This window comes from Nocardia sp. NPDC049737 (assembly GCF_040674755.1).
GTDB lineage: Bacteria > Actinomycetota > Actinomycetes > Mycobacteriales > Mycobacteriaceae > Nocardia.
Window position 1 is genome coordinate 146991 of sequence record NZ_JBFANH010000012.1, and the last position, 15819, is coordinate 162809.

Consider the following 15819-nt stretch of genomic DNA (forward strand, 5'->3'; position numbering starts at 1 on the left):
CATGCGCAGCCACGAACTCACCCTGGGCCGATCATTCGGAGTCGTATTCGACCACGGCGACGACTTCTACCCAGCGCTCACCGAATTCTGCCGAAAAAACAACCTCCGCCAAGGCTTCATCCCCTCGTTCATCGCCGGGTTCAGCGAAGTCGACATCGTCGGCACCTGCGACCGGCTCGACAACCCACAAGCACCCGTCTGGTCCCGCGTGCATCTGACTAACGCCGAAGCCTTCGGCGGCGGCACACTCGCCTACGACCCCGAAACGAACCAGATCAAGCCCCACATCCACGTCGCTGTTGGCTTGAAGGAACACTCCGCAACCGGACACACCAGTCACCTGCTCGCCGCTAAAGTTCAGTTCCTCACCGAAATGCTCATCATCGAAGTCGCCCACCCGGACATGCACCGCGCCCCCGAACCCAGCCTCTACGGCGTTCCAGTGCTCACCTTCGACAGCGCACCCACCAACCATCTCGCCCCGCCCGCCCCATAGCACCGCGAATCCACGAGATCGCTGCAATCCGTCGAGCCGGGATATCGTCGGCACCGGCGCGGGCGCGCGTGAGCTTCCTGGCGTTTGGCCTGTTCAGTCGTAGAGGCGACCGAGTAGCGCGCCTTGTCCGGACTGCAGGACATGGGCGGTTTCCAGTGGTATCCAGAAGCATTCGAACTGCGTCGGCTCGCCGTCGCCGTCGTGGTCTTCCTGGCTGGTCCATCGGTCGGGGGCGTCCTCGTGCAGTGCCAGCTCGAAGAAATGCCGATGCTGGATCTCGAACCGGTATGGGCTGATGTCGTATTCGGCTTCCCCGAGCTTCCGGATGATGGTGAATGCCGACAGTCCCGTCTCCTCTCGGGCTTCGCGTACTGCGGCGTCTTCGGGCGTCTCCCCGGCTCGGATGGTGCCGGCGGGCACTTGGATGCCCACCTGCTCCCAGGAGAAGTCGGTGTGCCGGAACACCAGCAAACTGCCGTCGCGCACGATATAGACCAGCACCTTTTGCGTGATGACCTTCTCGGGCATCGAGCGTAATCCTTTCCTAGGCAATGGAAAACATGGTGAAGGTGTCGACTGAATCGGCCACTGAACGCATACCCCTCGAGTGTGCGCTGCCACCGAGTTTGGGGGCCTGCCGATCCCAGCGGGCTGATCGGCACTGTCAATGCGGTACAGGCCGCGACACGAGCCGCCATCGTAGTTCTGCCCCCTCGCTCGGTGCTGGGCTGGTTAACAGCTCCGGCGACAACGTCCGCCACAGGATGGAATTCAGCCGATCCAGTAGCGGCGGATGAGGGTGCCGTCGGCGCATGGTTCGACCGATTCCACTACGCCGCCGCAGGATTCGATGATGCGTCGTGAACCAAGGTTGTTCTCGTCACAGGTGATGAGTGCGCGGTCGATACCGAGTGCGTCGGCGACTGTGAGACTGTGGCGGAGGATCGCCGTGCCGTAGCCGCGGCGCCGAAATGGCGCCAGCACCCCGTAGCCGATGTGACCGCCTCTGCGGCGCAGTGAGTCGTTGAGGGTATGCCGGATCGACGCGCGGCCTACCACCTGCTCGTGTGCGACGGCCACCAGATACGTGGCGGCGACGATACCGTCAGGCAGATTCAGCCCTCGCTGCCGGTCATCGAGGGCGGACAGGTAATGCGACCACGTCATATCTCGGGCCAGTCCCAAGGCGAAAGTGAAGCTGTCCTCCGACATCGCCTGATGCGCCGCGCGAACGACCTGTTCGTCCGATAGCCGCAATGGGCGCAGGCGCACCAACTCCAAAGGCTTCGGTGTTCGCGAGACAGGTGCCATGAGCTCGAACCGCAGTCACCGATGTTGTTGTCGTCGAAGGATTTCACGGTTCCGTACCTACCGCCCCGGCATTGTGATTCGCTTGGTCAGCCATTCTCGGGAGACGCGGGCTTTTTCGGCTTGGTGGACGCGCAGATTCGGTGACCGCGCAGGTGCGGATAGTCGACTGTTGCGGGCCCAGTAGCCCGACATCGCGCACACGAACGCAGTGATCGCGGCCGGGTCGGCGTCGGCGGTGACCGGGTGTGTGGCAAGAATGGTGTCCGGGTCGATCCCGTCAGCGAGAAGCGATGGCATGAGTGAGACGAGGTCGACCCACGCGGCACCGCTGCACGGCCAAGCCCAATCCACCACGACCACGCCGCCATCGTTGCGGTACAGCATGTTGTCGGGGCGAAGGTCGGTGTGCAGCAACGTGTCACCGGCCGCCAGATCGGACCAGGTCGCTTCCAACTCTGCCAGCCGGTCCAGGTTGCGTAGCGACCACCGGTCTAGATCAGCGGGCGGACCCTGTTCGGCGAACTGACGCCACCCGGTCAGCTCGGGACCATAGGACTGCTCGATCGTGGGCACATCCGGCAGCGGGTTGGGCGTCAACAGCTCCGCCAACTGCTCGACTACGGCCAAGACGGCGGCCAGTTCACGAGGGCTGTCGAGGCGAGGATGCCGGCCGGGCACAGCTTCGAACACGGTGACCAGCCATCCGGCCGTCTCGATCGAGAACAACACGGCAGGCGTCGGGACCACAGCAGGTAGCTGTGCAACCGTGTCTGCTTCGGTGCGATACCGCACGGCGAGGGCGTCATCGCTAGGAATCGCCTTCGCGAAAACCGTTCGACCGTCGTCCAAATCCACAAGCGCGGCCATGCCGTGGCTGAATCCGCCCGATGGGACCGTCACCATCTGAACCCGAGCACGCAAGCGGCGCTCGATGGCCGCACGCACCGCGGCGGGCAGTTGATCCCATCCGATCCGATACGCAGCCTGCTCGTCTGTCATCACACCATCGTGGATCCCGCGCCACCGCGGACTCCACTCATTTTCGGCGAGCGACCGCGATCGGGCGCCCCGGTGGCGTCAATCGGGGCTGTCACGGATGTGTTCGAGGCTGCCGTAGGTAGAGGCCTGCTTCCTCGAAGTCCCAGCCCTGTTTGTAGAACCCCGCAACGTCGAGATGCGCTGCCAGCCCGAGGTGGTGGAGTTGGCGTTGGGTCGCCCAGTCGATGATTCGGTCCATGATGAGCGTGCCGATGCCTCGATGCTGGTGGCGCGGGTCGACCTGGCGCAGGGAAGTTATTCGATTGCTGCACTATTCTCACTCCGGCGTGGCGCCTGGCCTCTCGGCGCATCCAGCCGGCAGCACCGTCGCTGGTGCGAACAGCGCCCAATGCGGCATAGGACGTTCCGTAGCTGGATCCAGGCGGTGACCATCATGGCCGCCGCCACCGACAACCACCACACGCGGGCGGTCGAGGTGAAGGCAGATCAGGCCGGAGGCCTCGGACACTCGAGTGCCGCAACATTCCGCCGCAAAGAACTCCCGAAAAGCACTGCGCGCCAACATGATCGGCTCACACCGGCTTCCCATCGCTGCACCGCCTGCCCCTTGTCGGACAACATGTCTGGCAAGAGGCAGGGGCCGCTGTAACGACGGCAGGTTCACACCCCATGATCTGTGCATGGCGACGCACTCAGATCTGACGGCGGCAATGGACTACCTGGCCGTGGACACATGGCGACGCCTCGAACATGGACAACCGCGTGGCCTGGCACCCAGTGAAGAATCCATCACCGACTACGTGCTGTTCGAACTGAACCAGCAGTTCCCGCAGATCCTCGTGCACAAGCCCAGCAAACAGGAAGAGGCACGGGTCGGGGCGGACTGGGAATGGTGGATCGGATCGGATACGCGATGGGTGTGTCTGCGCGTACAGGCCAAGAAGTTCTTCGGTCACCACTATCGGTACCTGAGCCATCGGCCCAAGGGTGCCGACGACAGTCAGATCGACTTGCTGATCGAGGGATGCAATCGACGCGGATATCTCCCGTATCACGTGTTCTACAACGGCTGGGGACGCGACCACTTCGACGGTGAGGACATGGCGGCACTGCACACCAACCACCGATACTTCCCACACACACCGTGGCAGCCGATAGTGATCCGAAATCCCACCCACCCCGACGGTTACGAGGTGGTGGATCTAGGGGAGAAGAATCCGCGGTGGTGGGGATGTTCGGCGTTGCCGAGTCGCTTCGTGTTGAATCTGCTGCGGCACAGCCCACCGCATTTCGTGCCACGCTATCTGAAGCATGCGATGCCGTGGTCGATGATCTTCTCCACCACCCCCGCCAGCCGCGCACGCGATCATGTCCCCAAGAGTTTCACCGACGCCGTCGATGTCGTGCATTGGCGTCTGCTCAGAGGCCCCTTCAATGTCAAACGCTTGGTGCACAGGTTCCCGCCCACTGCGGGGGAGCCGGTAACCCCGTCCGTCTTGGACCGATGGCGACTCACCGCCCTCCCCAGCTATATGCGGGCCGTGCTCGACGGCCGCCACGACCTCAGCGCAGCCAGCCTGACCGACATGCTGGACGGTCAGGTCCCGGCCCGTCGACTCGTCCTCACCGACCTGGAAGGCTTTCCCGCCGAACCGCCCCGGGAATGACCCTCACCACCCTGAAATCGGCGGCAGCGCATCGGTTCCGGCCGACTCAGCATCCAGACGCAGCTTGTCGGTCGCGAGCCGGTTGAGGTGGTGATCCCACTCGAGGGCCTGCGTGACGCGCCCGTCGTCGTACAACTTGGGGACGATGGCTAAGGCTGGCGCGAGCGCGGGCGCTAGCCCTGACAGATCGACCCGTCGGTACGTGGTTTCGTCCGGCGGGCCACCGTCCAGGATGTGACGCACACTGCCGCCTTCGCACCAGCGCCTGCTGCAGCCGGGCATAGCTGCCGTCGATGATCAGCCAGGTGCCCTGCTCGATAGTGCTGAGATATCTGGCGCTGATCCCGGTCTTGAAGCGTGAGCCTCGTTTGCCAGAGAACCGGACACCGCGTCGTCAGGTCAGCTCTTGCGGAAGTGCCAACGACGGGACGAGTGTTGCCAAGTCGACCAGTTCGATGCGGTCGCCGTGGACGCGAACGAATTCTGCGACGGTGAAACCGGTTGCAGGTCCGAAGCGTTGATCGAACCGGGCCCTGGTGTGAGGAGACGATCGACCAAGTGCCCACGCTATCGTAGACGTGGATGTCTGGAGAAAACGGACCGGCAGCGCACCGACCACGAAAAGCTGAGCACGTCGGCCGCTTTCATCGAGCGCCAAGTGAACCAGATCGGAGACGACACCGCGCTTGCGCATGGTGTCGGCGCCCTTCCACTGCGCGACTTTGAACTCGGCGATCCGACGATCCGTTTCCAGATCGAACGGCCGCGACCGATCATTTCCCGCTCCCAGAGAGGGCTGTCGAATGACAACCTCGCCTTCTTCCAAGATGGCGGGTAGCACGCGCGCGATGACGGTCGCGTGAATGACGTCGTTGAGGCGCCCGACATGTGTGCGCACAGCCAGTGCTGCGTCGAGAAGGTCGTCGCTGAATCCGTACTCGATCGTCACCGCACGACTCGTTGCGGATCCCGCATGATGGAGGGCAGCCTCCGCGGCAGCGAGGTGCGCTGTCAGGTCGTGGTCGGTGAGAAACCGTGACAGCGTCGCGAACGACTCGGCCAATTCATTGTTGCCTTTGGACCCGTCGGAGGACTCCGCTTGGACAGCTTCGGTCCGCGGCGGCGTGTAGACGCTGGTCGACAGCCCCAACCTGCGCAATTCGGCGAGGGCTCGATGCGATGTGTACGCCGAGCGCGGCAACCCGGTGATCAGTTGATACACCTGCTTGGGTGGATAGCGTTTGTCGGCGACGACCACCCAATGCTCGCGGATCGGTTCAGGTTCGACCTTGCTGATCACCTCGAACACCGAAGACCCGATTGCTTCCTCCATGGCCGAGAGGTTGCCTACCACAGGCGGGTACAGCAACCATCGACATCGAACGCCATCACCTGACGGACGACCAGCGGCTTTACCGGACATCGTCCTCTGTCGGGGGTTGCTTGTGCCGCTTCACAGATGAAGGGCTCTCTGTATTACGAGGTTGCGGCGGCGCCGGGGATCTGGAGAAGGTCGTAGATCGAGTCACCCCAGCACACCCAGGTGCGCATTGATTTTCCATCCATCAGGTGGATGGCTTGGCTTGCGGCGAACTGGATTCCTTCTGGGGTGATGTGCCGGTTGGTTGCGAGGATGACGATGTCGGCCCCCGTGGATCGGGCGTGCGGTTCCGTTAAGCTCACGCAGAAACCGGGGCGCAATGGACCCGGATTGCCGGACTTTACATTGAACAGCGACACGGCGACCATCCGGTGTCGATGCAATGACGTCGACCCCTTGATCGCGTTGCCCTCCTCCATCGCGGATAATCGTGAGCCCGTCTCGCCGCAAAGTTCGGGCGACGAGTTCTTCGAACTCCCACCAGTCTGCACGCAGAACACGATCTTCGGGTTCGCTCGAATTCGATGCCAGAAAGGCTGATCGACGCTGCTCGACCTTAGCGAGCTCAGCAGCCTGAGCGCATGTCGCTGTCCAGCTGCGTACTGCCGCGTCATACGCTAGTACAGCGGAATCGCCGTGTTTGCAGATGCGTTCTACCGGTGATTCGGTCCGGACTGATGTGTCGAAATGCGGGACGAGGTCGCGTCCGAGTCGGTCTTTGAGCTCGGAGAATTCCTCCTGGATCTGGTTGTGTGCCTTGGCCATAGCGGAGCGCTGATGCTGGCACTGTTCTATATGCCCGTGCAACAGCTCTGCGAACTCGTCTCGAGTGCATTGCCATTCGATGTCCGAAGATGCCACAGCCGCCAGGCGCTTTTCCTGGTTTGCAATGTGCTTGTCGGTTTCGGCAATGTCGTTCCGCACGTCTTCCATCATCTGGCGTGCTGCAACCCCCTCGGCATGCCATAGCTGGCAGGGCCAGCAGTTCGTCCATGCTGATCTTGCCAATGGTCTGTCCGACGAACCGTCTGAGATCGCGATCGTGGTAGCGTACTGGCCTCGCCCGATCCGGGGCGAGTACAGGGTTCCGGTCGGCGGGGGATGCGGCGTCGGAGATGATCACGGGCGCGCACCATATAGGAGACGTCCGACACAGCAACCTGATTCCCTACTTCCACACTGCCTTTGGGCACTGCGAGGGTCGTGGCAACCCGAAGCAACGCACACAGGATATTGAGCACGGCCATGATGGGTGGACAGCCGAGAAGGCTGCAGCAGCGATGTCGAACGGTGGCGGTCGGTTCGTCGCCACCGATCGTGATGATGAGATCCTCGTGATGGGACAGGTCATCGGCGACGGCGCAATATGAAGATGGAATGGTCGACGTGATCGCCGATCCACGCCGCCACCATCGAACTCGCCGAGATCTCCGACGTACACGTGGTCACTGCGCCAACCGATGAGTGAGACCCTGGGGCAGGGTTGGAAGCGGTTTCGGAATGTCTCGCCTGAGCGTGTCGGCCCGGCAGGATAGGGTCTTGATCTGAGTTCCGGGTCGGCTCGACAGCTGGCGGGAGGGTCCGGCACTGTCAGCGCGAAGCAGGGGCATTCGGTTGGTCGCCGGTGCACGACCGGTCGGTATCCGACGACAACAGAGAACGAGGTTCGGCGCATGGACGGCGATCGGTGGATACCTGTCACCGAATCATCCTTCGACCACGAGATCCGCGCCTTGGAGGCCATCCGATCCGCCCTGCCGGATGCCGACCCGTGGCTCGCCTGGGCGAACTTCACATTCACCGAACGCTACGGTCATGTGCGCGAGGTCGACCTGCTGGTGATCGCCCCGAACGGGGTGCACATGATCGAGCTGAAGGACTGGCGCGGCGAGCTGGTCGTGCAGGGCCGGGACTGGGTGCAGAAGCGTGACGATGGAAGCGTCGTCCATCATCGCAGTCCGCTGCATCTGACTGACCAGAAGGCCAAGGAGCTCGCGGGCCTGCTCAACGCTCACCTCGGACCTGATCGCGTATATGTGGGTGCCCGGGTCTGCCTTACCAACAAGGCATTGCGGCGGATCGAGCTGCCGCCTGGCGATCGGGCCAACACGCACAGACTCGCGGAGCTGCTGGAGCTGCTGCAGCAGCCGCCGCGTGAAGAGCGGCACCGGATCACTCCGATGCGAGCCAGGGCCATCGCAAATGCCCTGCAGAAGGTCGGAGTCGGGCGCAGCGAGGCCGACTTCACGGTGGGCGCCTACCGCCTCGAGCACAAGCCGTTCGACATCGGCCCGACGTGGAGCGACTATCTCGCCCGCCACACCGACTTGGGTACACCGGCGCGTGTCCGCATCTATGTCACTGAACGCGGCGCGGATGCCGACGCTCGCAAGTCGGTGTACGACGCGGCCACGCGGGAAGCCGCAGTGCTGCGCCGCTTCCGGCATCCAGGCGTGGTGCGGTTCGTGGACATCGATTCGGGCGCGCATCCGGCCGGTCCAGCACTGATCTTCGAGTACGACCCGGCGACGGTGCGGCTGGACGAGTTCGTGGCTCGGCATGTGAGCGCGCTGGATATCGGCGACCGCCTGCAGTTGGTGCGACAGCTAGCGGAAACCATGCGGACGGCGCACTCGGGCCGCATCTACCACCGCGGCTTGGCGGCGCATTCGGTGCACGTGATTCCGCGGCTGCGTGATCGCACCGGTCGTGAGTTGAGTGAGCAGGAGCGTTGGCGCACACCGTTTCTGCAGATCTCCGATTGGCAGATCGCCGCCCAGCGCAGTACCGCCAGCCGCCCCGGAATGACCCAGTTCGCGCCGACCGCCCTGTCGGCCCGACATCTCGCGCTCGGCACGGAGGTCTATCTGGCTCCGGAGCTGACAGCGGCTGATCCCGGGCCAATCGAGATGGACGTGTACGGCCTGGGCATGCTCACCTATCTGCTGGTAGCCGGTCAGCCACCGGCGTCGAACAAGGCGGAGCTGCTGGCCCGCTTCGAAGCCGGTGAGGGACTGCGGCCAGGCGCGGTGGTGGACGGCCTGCCGCCGGATGTCGATGAACTGGTGGAGGCGGCCACCGCCTACCACCCCAAGCGCCGGATCTCGAGCGTGGACGAGTTCCTGGAGTGGGTCGAGCTCATCGAGAGCGAGCTACGCACACCCCCCGAACCGGAACCCGTTGCGCCGGAGATCGATCCGCTGGACGCTGTGACGGGCGACGTGCTGGCGGGTCGCTGGGAGGTGCGCCGCCGGCTCGGCACCGGTTCGACCAGCCGCGCCTTCTTGGTGCGGGACCTGCAGGCCGACCCGAAGGCCCGTGACGCGCGCGAGTTCGCGGTGCTGAAGGTAGCGCTGTCGGACAGCCGCACCCTAGTCGTGGCCCGGGAAGCGGAGGTGCTGCGGCGGCTGCGCAAGGACGCCCGCATCATCCAGCTGGTCGAACCCGAGCCGGTGAAGCTCGCGGAGCGGACCGCGCTGCTGCTCGAATACGTCGGCGACGAACGGGAATTGGATGCGCCACCTACTGTAAGCGGTGGCACGGGCAGCAAGCGTCGTCGCCCCGAGGAGACGGTGGCGCGGCAGCTGCGTGAAAACGGACGCCTCACTGTGGACGACTTGGAGGCGTACGGCGAATACCTGTTCGGCGCCGTCGAATTCCTTGAGGGCGAGGGCATCTGGCATCGAGACCTGAAGCCGGATAATATCGCGATCCGGGTGCGGCCCAATCGAACTCGGCAGCTGGTGCTGATCGACTTCTCGCTCGCCGGATATCCGGCGAAAGACATCGACGCGGGCACCGACGGCTACCTCGACCCGTTCCTGGGCGCGGTCGACCGTTCCAACTACGACGCTCACGCCGAACGGTATGCACTCGCGGTCACCCTGCATGAGATGGCGTCGGCGGAATTGCCGCGCTGGGGTGACGGCTCGGTCGCGCCGCGACAAACCGACGCGACGCAGCTCCCGTACCCACAGATCGCCGCGGACGCCTTCGACCCATCCATTCGCGACGGACTGATCGCCTTCTTCCGCAAGGCGCTGCACCGGGATGCCAAGCAGCGGTTCGACGACCTGAAGCCAATGCGCGATGCGTGGCGGCGCATCTTCCTGGAGATGGCACGCGCAGTGCCGTCCCGACCGACCACACGTCATCCAAGCGGGGACGCGACAATCGAGGCTCCGGCCGCACAGGCCCAAGCCGCGGCCATTGCGCCGAAAGCTCTTGCGTCGGGCGAGCTTCCACCCGCCGACGTCTCACCCGAAGCCGAACGGGACCGGATCGCCGAACAGGTGACCCGTGAGACGCCGCTGGCCGTTTCCGGTTTGACGGCGGCGGCGGCGCAGTTCCTGTACGGCATGGGCGTCAACACCGTCGGTGAACTCCTCGATACCGGCGTGCGCGGCGTCATCAACGCGCCGGGCCTGGGCGCGCGCACTCGCAGCGAGATTCAGCAGCGCCAGAAGCAGTGGGGCAAGCTGCTGGGCCGTCCGGAGCCGACACCGCTGACACCAGAGGGCCGCCGCGCCGCCAGCCAGGAGTTGAGCGAAGCCGAATCCGCCCCAGCGGATTTGAGCGAGGCGGTGCTGCGGGCACTGAGCCTGGACACGCTGGTATCGAAGCTCGTTCCCGAGCTCAACAACAACGGCTCCAATGCGAAGAAGATCGACATGGTGACCCGATTGCTGCAGGTTCCCGGCGTGCCCGATGTGCCGGACCTGGGCGTGTGGCCGACGCAAACCGCGGTGGCTGGCTCGCTGGGAGTCACGCCCGCGGCGATCTCGCGGCCGTTGAAGGAAATGCGCAAACAGTGGGCCGCGTCCGAGGTGGTGCGAGCGGTGCGCGGCGAAATCCTGGATCTGCTGCGGGATTTCGGCCGCGTCGCCTCCGCGATCGAGCTGGCCGACGCGCTGATCGTGCGCCGCGGCACCCGCCTGGACGGCCGGGACCAGCGACGGGCACTGGCGCTGGCCGTGCTGCGCGCCGTCGTCGAAGCCGAGCAAATGACACCGGACGAAGCGGCGTTCAAACACACCGCCACTCGCGACGGGCTGCCGGTCGTTCTCGCGTCGGACGTGGACGAGGAGAACATCACCCCGGAAACGCCGGCAGTGAACGCGCTACTCGAATACGCGGCGCGCTTGGGCACAGCGGCCGACCGGCTCGCGGATTCCGAGACCCTACCCACCGCCGCCACGGTGCTGGAGCGACTGAGCGCCATCGACACCCCGCCCGGCGTCGTGGAATGGCCCGATCTCGGCTGGGATGAACAACGGCTGGTGCAGGTAGCGGTGGGCGCGTCCCGCAATGCCGCGGCCACGCCACGTCTGGAGATCTACCCGCGCAGCCTGCCGCTGGTGCGTGCGGCACGGTTGACGCAGGCGGGCCTGGTGCGGACTGTACTCAATGTGCCGCGCGAGAGCCAGCCGGGCTTGCTCGTCACCGACGTGCATCAGCGCATCCGTGACCGCTTCCCGGAACTGGCCGCCGGACAAGGGCTTCCGACCGAGTCCGAGCTGACCGCCGCATTGCACGGCGCAGGTTTCGATCTCGTGCTGGAGACCCGCGCCGACGGCGTCACCCGGTACCTGCCGAGGCATGCGGCCAACGTCTACAGCTCCGCACCCGCTTGGTCGGGCCGACGCGCCACCGCCACGACCGTCCGCGACGGCCGCTGGGCCGACGACCCGAAGGTGGCGAAAGCATCCCGCGCCGAAGAACAGCTGACCAGCGCGGCCAACCGCGACGGCTTCCGGGTCCTGACAGTACGATCCGCGCTCAGCACCCAGGCCGCCGACGAGATCACCGACCGATTCGAAGCCACACCAGTATCGGTCACGAAACTGTTCCTGTCGGTCATGCACGACCTGATCCCGGTCAACGGCAAGCCGACCTGGGAGACCATCCTGCTGGCCGACGCCGCCGAGCCCGGCAGCAAACGCGCCCTGCGCTTCGCCGAATACGCGCGCACCGCATGGGGCAGCATCGAACCGGCAGTACTGAACCGGCTCTCCGCCGCGTGCGGTCCGGTGCTGCTGACCGATACGCTCGTGTTCGCTCGCTACGGAGCCATGGGCGTACTGCACCGGTTGGCCGAGGCGGCACGACGTGGCAAGCGCGGGCTGTGGCTGATGTGCCCACAGGACGATCCGGAACGCAAACCACGCCTCGGCGGAGTCGCGGTACCGTTCCAGGCCGGATTCGCCGAATGGATCGTGCTCACCGACGACTGGGTGGGCAACATCCACCGCGCCGGCGACCGACGCAGTAAACCAGTCCGCGAAAAGACCTACAACACAGGAGATTCCGAATGATCGACGCCGACGCCCTGTTGGCCGACCTACGCAAGCAGGTCGCGGCGGTCGAAGCGGACCTGACCCAGCAGGTGGAACACCCTGACACCGACCAGGCACGGGCGGCACGTGACCGGCTGCGCGCCGAGTACGACAACGCCAAGCAGGTCGGCCGCACCGCCGCCACCTGGAATACCTGGCTCACCGGCAACGACAAGATCCCCGGCCGTATCCCACAGATCGCCGTCGCGTGGGTACTGGGCACCGTATTCGTGCGCTTCTGCGAAGACAACCACCTGATCACGGACCCCTACCTCAGCGGCCCCACCGATGAGCGACGAGACCTGGCCCAGGCCCGCTACGCCGACTACGTCGAATCCGATCCGAACCCCACCTACCGCGGCTGGCTGGAGCGTGCTTTTGCCGAGTTCGGCGCGGGCCAGGCCGGAAAGTTGCTGTTCGACCCAGAGCACAACGCCCTGTACGAGGTCCCGCTATCGCATGACGCGGCACGTAATCTCGTTGAATTCTGGCGCACCCGAGACGAACACGGGCGGCTGGTGCACGACTTCACCGACCCGCTGAGCGAGGACCGCAGGCGAGGATGGAGTACACGGTTCCTCGGCGATCTGTACGAGCACTTGTCGGAGGACGCACGGAAATCCTATGCGCTGCGGCAGACTCCGGTATTCATCGAAGAGTTCATCCTCGATCGCACCCTGAAGCCAGCGCTAGGAGAATTCGGCCACTCCGACCTGAAGCTCATCGACCCAACCTGTGGTTCAGGGCATTTCGTGCTTGGGGCATTTCAGCGATTGCTCGACGAGTGGGAACGTCAGCCGCTCGGCAAGAACTTGCACCAGCAGGTACGTGCCGCTCTGGACTCAGTGCACGGTGTGGATGTCAACCCGTTCGCCATCGCCATCGCCCGCGTTCGGCTGCTGATTGCCGCAATGGCCGCGGCCGGCGTGCACACCCTGGCCGACGCCGCGCGCTACGAATGGCCCCTACACCTGGCCATCGGTGACTCGCTCATCCAGAGTCGCCAGCTGGAACTTGACTACGGCAACGGCGTCGGAGGCGACCCGCTTGTCGAATTCACCTATGCCACAGAGGATTTGTCCGAGCATCCATGCATCCTGGAGAAAGGGCGCTACCACGTCGTGGTGGGCAATCCGCCATACATCACTGTGAAGGACAAGCAGCTCAACGACGCGTACCGGAAGATCTACCCTGATGTTTGCTCCGGAAAATATGCGCTTTCGGTGCCTTTCGCCGCTCGCTTCTTCGAACTGGCCAAACGCGGGAGCGAGGATGGGCGTGGGTACGGTCGGGTCGGGCAGATCACATCGAACTCGTTCATGAAGCGCGAGTTCGGAACCAAGCTCATCGAGAAGTACTTCGCCGAGCAGGTCGAGCTGACAGAAGTGATCGACACATCAGGCGTCTTCATCCCTGGCCACGGCACTCCCACCGTGATCTTGGTTGGCACACCACGTTCCGGTGACAGTCGCACATCCGTTGTACGAACCGTGCGAAGCGTGCAGGGCGAGCCGAAAGAGCCCAAGGAGCCGGAGAACGGGTTGGTCTGGCGAGAGATCGTCGAGCAGATCAACAATCCCGGGTTTGCGGGAAAGTGGATTTCGGTGGACGATCTCGACCGCACGCGGTACTTCAGCAAGCAGCCGTGGATCTTGCTTGATGGTGGCCTGGAGATGGTGGAACAGATCGAGCAGACAGGCCAGAAGCGGCTTCGGTCCCTACTACCCCGCGACATTGGCTTTGCCAGTTTCCCTGGGCAGGATGATGCGTTCATCAGCACGCCTGATGCGCTCCGGCGAACAGGAATTGGCGAGAAAATTGCACGCTGGTTGATTATTGGCGAGGTTGTCCGGGACTGGAACACTCATGCCTACGAACAGGCCGTAGTGCCATATGATCTCAAGCTGAAGCCGCTAGAATACGATTCGCAAAGCGCCTGGGGGCGACTGCTCTGGCAAGCACGCAGCCATCTTCGCTCCACTAAAGACTTCGATGGCAAGACGCAAGACGATCTTGGTAAGCCATGGTGGGCTTGGTACAGGTGGGTTCCTGAAAGGTATCTGACACCGCTGTCGATCACATTCGCGTTCGTAGCTACGCACAACCATTTCGTGTTAGATCGGGGCAAGAATGTGTTCAAACAGTCCGCGCCGGTAATCAAGCTGCCGCATGATGCGAGCGAGGAAGCGCACCTTCAACTGCTCGGACCATTGAACAGTTCCACCGCTTGCTTCTGGCTCAAGATGGTGAGTCAAGATAAGCCAAGCAACGGTGTCGGCCGAGGGCTTGAGTCCGAAAAATGGACAGTTCGTTACGAGTTCACTGGAACAAATCTTGAGGAATTTCCACTGCCGCAAGGGTTTGCAGCAAGCTTGGCTAAACAACTCGACAAAATAGCGCAAAATCTTTCGGCGGTTAGTCCGGAGGCCATTTGCGCTAAAGGCGTCCCGACTGCCACGGTGCTTCGCGAAGCAAAGCATCAGTGGCATGAACTTCGCGCACGCATGATTTCACTCCAGGAAGAACTGGACTGGTATTCGTACTCGGCATATGGACTATTGCCTGATCAAGTAACCATTGCCGATTTCACTCCTCCCGGGATTTCTCTCGGCGAGCGCGCTTTCGAGATCCTGCTTGCACGTCAAGTAGTGAGCGGAGGGGCGGAAACAGAGTGGTTCCGCCGACACAACTCTCCCTTAGTTACTGAGATACCCGCGCATTGGCCCGATCAATATCGAGATCTTGTACAGAGTCGCATCCGGGCAATTGAATCCGGGGGCGCTATCGGTATGATCGAACGGCCGGAGTACAAACGTCGCTGGCTTACTGAGGGCTGGGATGCTCTGCAGGATAAGGCTATCCGAGCCTGGCTACTCGATCGCCTGGAGCGTCGAGAGCTGTGGTACGACGAAGACGATCAACCAGCCATCCGTTCATTAGCGCGGCTGACCGACTTGCTTGCCCAAGACGAGGTTTTCGCCTCTGTGGTAGCTATTTATGCTCCGCGTCAGGACCTGGCCAAAACGGTGGCCGACCTCATCACTGAGGAGCATGTGCCATTCTTAGCAGCGTTGCGATACAAGCCGTCCGGATTGAAGAAGTGGGCTGACTGGGAGCACGTCTGGGATTTGCAGCGGCAGGAAGACAGCGAAACCGACCTGGGTAAGCAGAAAAGCATCCGAGACTCGATTCCACTACCTCCTAAGTACGGCAGTACTGATTTTCTTCGCGACTCGTACTGGAAGGCGCGCGGGAAGCTGGACATGCCCAAGGAGAGGTTCATCTCCTACGGAGAAACCAATGTCGCCACTCCACAGCGCTACGGCTGGGCTGGGTGGGATCACCGGGAGCGGGCGCAGGCTCTCGCGACGTATTTCACAACCCAAGCCCTGGACGCCAAGCACATCACCCCGCCGTTGGCGGGCCTGCTTGAGTTGCAGCCGTGGCTTGAGCAGTGGCACAACGAGTTCGACGACGACTACAGCGCATCCCCGGCAGCCTTCTTCGCCGGCTATCGCCGCCAAATCCAGTCCGAGCACGGATTGACCGATGACGAACTGCGTGCCTGGACCCCGCCGAAGGCGACTCGCGGCCGGGGCACGCGCAAGACCACGAAGACGGAGGAGTGAC

The 15819-nt window shown here is 63.5% G+C and carries 13 protein-coding genes; 6 read left to right on the forward strand and 7 right to left on the reverse strand.

All coding sequences use genetic code 11. The features are described from left to right. The first annotated feature begins 1 nt into the window (after window position 1). Window positions 2–496, forward strand: a complete 495-nt coding sequence (locus tag AB0J47_RS18230) for a DUF296 domain-containing protein (protein WP_364346800.1) — start codon at window positions 2–4, stop codon at window positions 494–496. Between the two features lie 93 nt (window positions 497–589). On the opposite strand, the gene AB0J47_RS18235 is transcribed toward AB0J47_RS18230, so the two are convergent. The 4 genes from AB0J47_RS18235 to AB0J47_RS18250 all read right to left on the reverse strand — a co-directional run bounded on the left by AB0J47_RS18235 (window position 590) and on the right by AB0J47_RS18250 (window position 3104). Then, window positions 590–1024, reverse strand: a complete 435-nt coding sequence (locus AB0J47_RS18235) for an NUDIX domain-containing protein (protein ID WP_364346802.1) — start codon at window positions 1022–1024, stop codon at window positions 590–592. 243 nt (window positions 1025–1267) lie between these two features. Next, on the reverse strand, window positions 1268–1807 hold the full coding sequence (locus AB0J47_RS18240) for a GNAT family N-acetyltransferase (protein WP_364346804.1): 540 nt from the start codon (window positions 1805–1807) through the stop codon (window positions 1268–1270). Between the two features lie 57 nt (window positions 1808–1864). Continuing rightward, window positions 1865–2806, reverse strand: coding sequence for a phosphotransferase (locus AB0J47_RS18245; RefSeq protein WP_364346806.1), 942 nt, complete (start codon window positions 2804–2806; stop codon window positions 1865–1867). Between the two features lie 91 nt (window positions 2807–2897). Then, window positions 2898–3104 carry a GNAT family N-acetyltransferase gene (locus AB0J47_RS18250; RefSeq protein ID WP_364346966.1) on the reverse strand — a complete coding sequence of 69 codons (207 nt, stop codon included), beginning with the start codon at window positions 3102–3104 and terminating at the stop codon, window positions 2898–2900. Between the two features lie 382 nt (window positions 3105–3486). Between AB0J47_RS18250 and AB0J47_RS18255 the strand changes: the two genes are divergently transcribed. Further along, complete coding sequence (locus AB0J47_RS18255; RefSeq protein WP_364346808.1) at window positions 3487–4473, forward strand: DUF6615 family protein; 987 nt, start codon at window positions 3487–3489, stop codon at window positions 4471–4473. Window positions 4474–4476: 3 nt separating this feature from the next. Here the strand turns inward: AB0J47_RS18255 and AB0J47_RS18260 are convergent, their stop codons facing one another. The 3 genes from AB0J47_RS18260 to AB0J47_RS18270 form a co-directional block, all read right to left on the reverse strand. Then, entirely contained in the window at window positions 4477–4716 is a 240-nt protein-coding gene (locus AB0J47_RS18260) for a hypothetical protein (protein WP_364346810.1), read from the reverse strand. A 151-nt stretch (window positions 4717–4867) separates the two neighbouring features. Beyond that, window positions 4868–5806, reverse strand: a complete 939-nt coding sequence (locus AB0J47_RS18265) for a hypothetical protein (protein WP_364346812.1) — start codon at window positions 5804–5806, stop codon at window positions 4868–4870. Window positions 5807–5998: 192 nt separating this feature from the next. Next, window positions 5999–6619 carry a restriction endonuclease gene (locus tag AB0J47_RS18270; RefSeq protein WP_364346968.1) on the reverse strand — a complete coding sequence of 207 codons (621 nt, stop codon included), beginning with the start codon at window positions 6617–6619 and terminating at the stop codon, window positions 5999–6001. On the opposite strand from AB0J47_RS18270, the gene AB0J47_RS18275 reads away from it, so the two are divergent. The 4 genes from AB0J47_RS18275 (at window position 6542) to pglX (ending at window position 15818) form a co-directional block, all read left to right on the forward strand. Next, complete coding sequence (locus tag AB0J47_RS18275; protein ID WP_364346978.1) at window positions 6542–6823, forward strand: hypothetical protein; 282 nt, start codon at window positions 6542–6544, stop codon at window positions 6821–6823. The genes AB0J47_RS18270 and AB0J47_RS18275 overlap by 78 nt on opposite strands. A 146-nt stretch (window positions 6824–6969) precedes the next feature. Beyond that, window positions 6970–7224: a hypothetical protein gene (locus tag AB0J47_RS18280; protein ID WP_364346814.1), complete on the forward strand. Its 255-nt coding sequence runs from the start codon at window positions 6970–6972 to the stop codon at window positions 7222–7224. A gap of 303 nt (window positions 7225–7527) precedes the next feature. Then, window positions 7528–12168 carry a BREX system serine/threonine kinase PglW gene (gene pglW, locus AB0J47_RS18285; protein ID WP_364346816.1) on the forward strand — a complete coding sequence of 1547 codons (4641 nt, stop codon included), beginning with the start codon at window positions 7528–7530 and terminating at the stop codon, window positions 12166–12168. Next, the gene (pglX, locus tag AB0J47_RS18290; RefSeq protein WP_364346818.1) at window positions 12165–15818 is read left to right on the forward strand and encodes a BREX-2 system adenine-specific DNA-methyltransferase PglX; all 3654 of its coding nucleotides are present in this window, start codon (window positions 12165–12167) and stop codon (window positions 15816–15818) included. The genes pglW and pglX overlap by 4 nt, the downstream gene beginning before the upstream one ends. Window position 15819: the final 1 nt, after the last annotated feature.

Bases quoted from the DNA above. Each gene is read 5' to 3' on its own strand.
- AB0J47_RS18230 (WP_364346800.1), top strand. From the start codon at position 2: ATGCGCAGCCACGAACTCACCCTGGGCCGATCATTCGGAGTCGTATTC.
- AB0J47_RS18235 (WP_364346802.1), bottom strand. From the start codon at position 1,024: ATGCCCGAGAAGGTCATCACGCAAAAGGTGCTGGTCTATATCGTGCGC.
- AB0J47_RS18240 (WP_364346804.1), bottom strand. From the start codon at position 1,807: ATGGCACCTGTCTCGCGAACACCGAAGCCTTTGGAGTTGGTGCGCCTG.
- AB0J47_RS18245 (WP_364346806.1), bottom strand. From the start codon at position 2,806: ATGACAGACGAGCAGGCTGCGTATCGGATCGGATGGGATCAACTGCCC.
- AB0J47_RS18255 (WP_364346808.1), top strand. From the start codon at position 3,487: ATGGCGACGCACTCAGATCTGACGGCGGCAATGGACTACCTGGCCGTG.
- AB0J47_RS18265 (WP_364346812.1), bottom strand. From the start codon at position 5,806: ATGGAGGAAGCAATCGGGTCTTCGGTGTTCGAGGTGATCAGCAAGGTC.
- AB0J47_RS18275 (WP_364346978.1), top strand. From the start codon at position 6,542: ATGCGGGACGAGGTCGCGTCCGAGTCGGTCTTTGAGCTCGGAGAATTC.
- AB0J47_RS18270 (WP_364346968.1), bottom strand. From the start codon at position 6,619: ATGGCCAAGGCACACAACCAGATCCAGGAGGAATTCTCCGAGCTCAAA.
- AB0J47_RS18280 (WP_364346814.1), top strand. From the start codon at position 6,970: ATGATCACGGGCGCGCACCATATAGGAGACGTCCGACACAGCAACCTG.
- pglW (WP_364346816.1), top strand. From the start codon at position 7,528: ATGGACGGCGATCGGTGGATACCTGTCACCGAATCATCCTTCGACCAC.
- pglX (WP_364346818.1), top strand. From the start codon at position 12,165: ATGATCGACGCCGACGCCCTGTTGGCCGACCTACGCAAGCAGGTCGCG.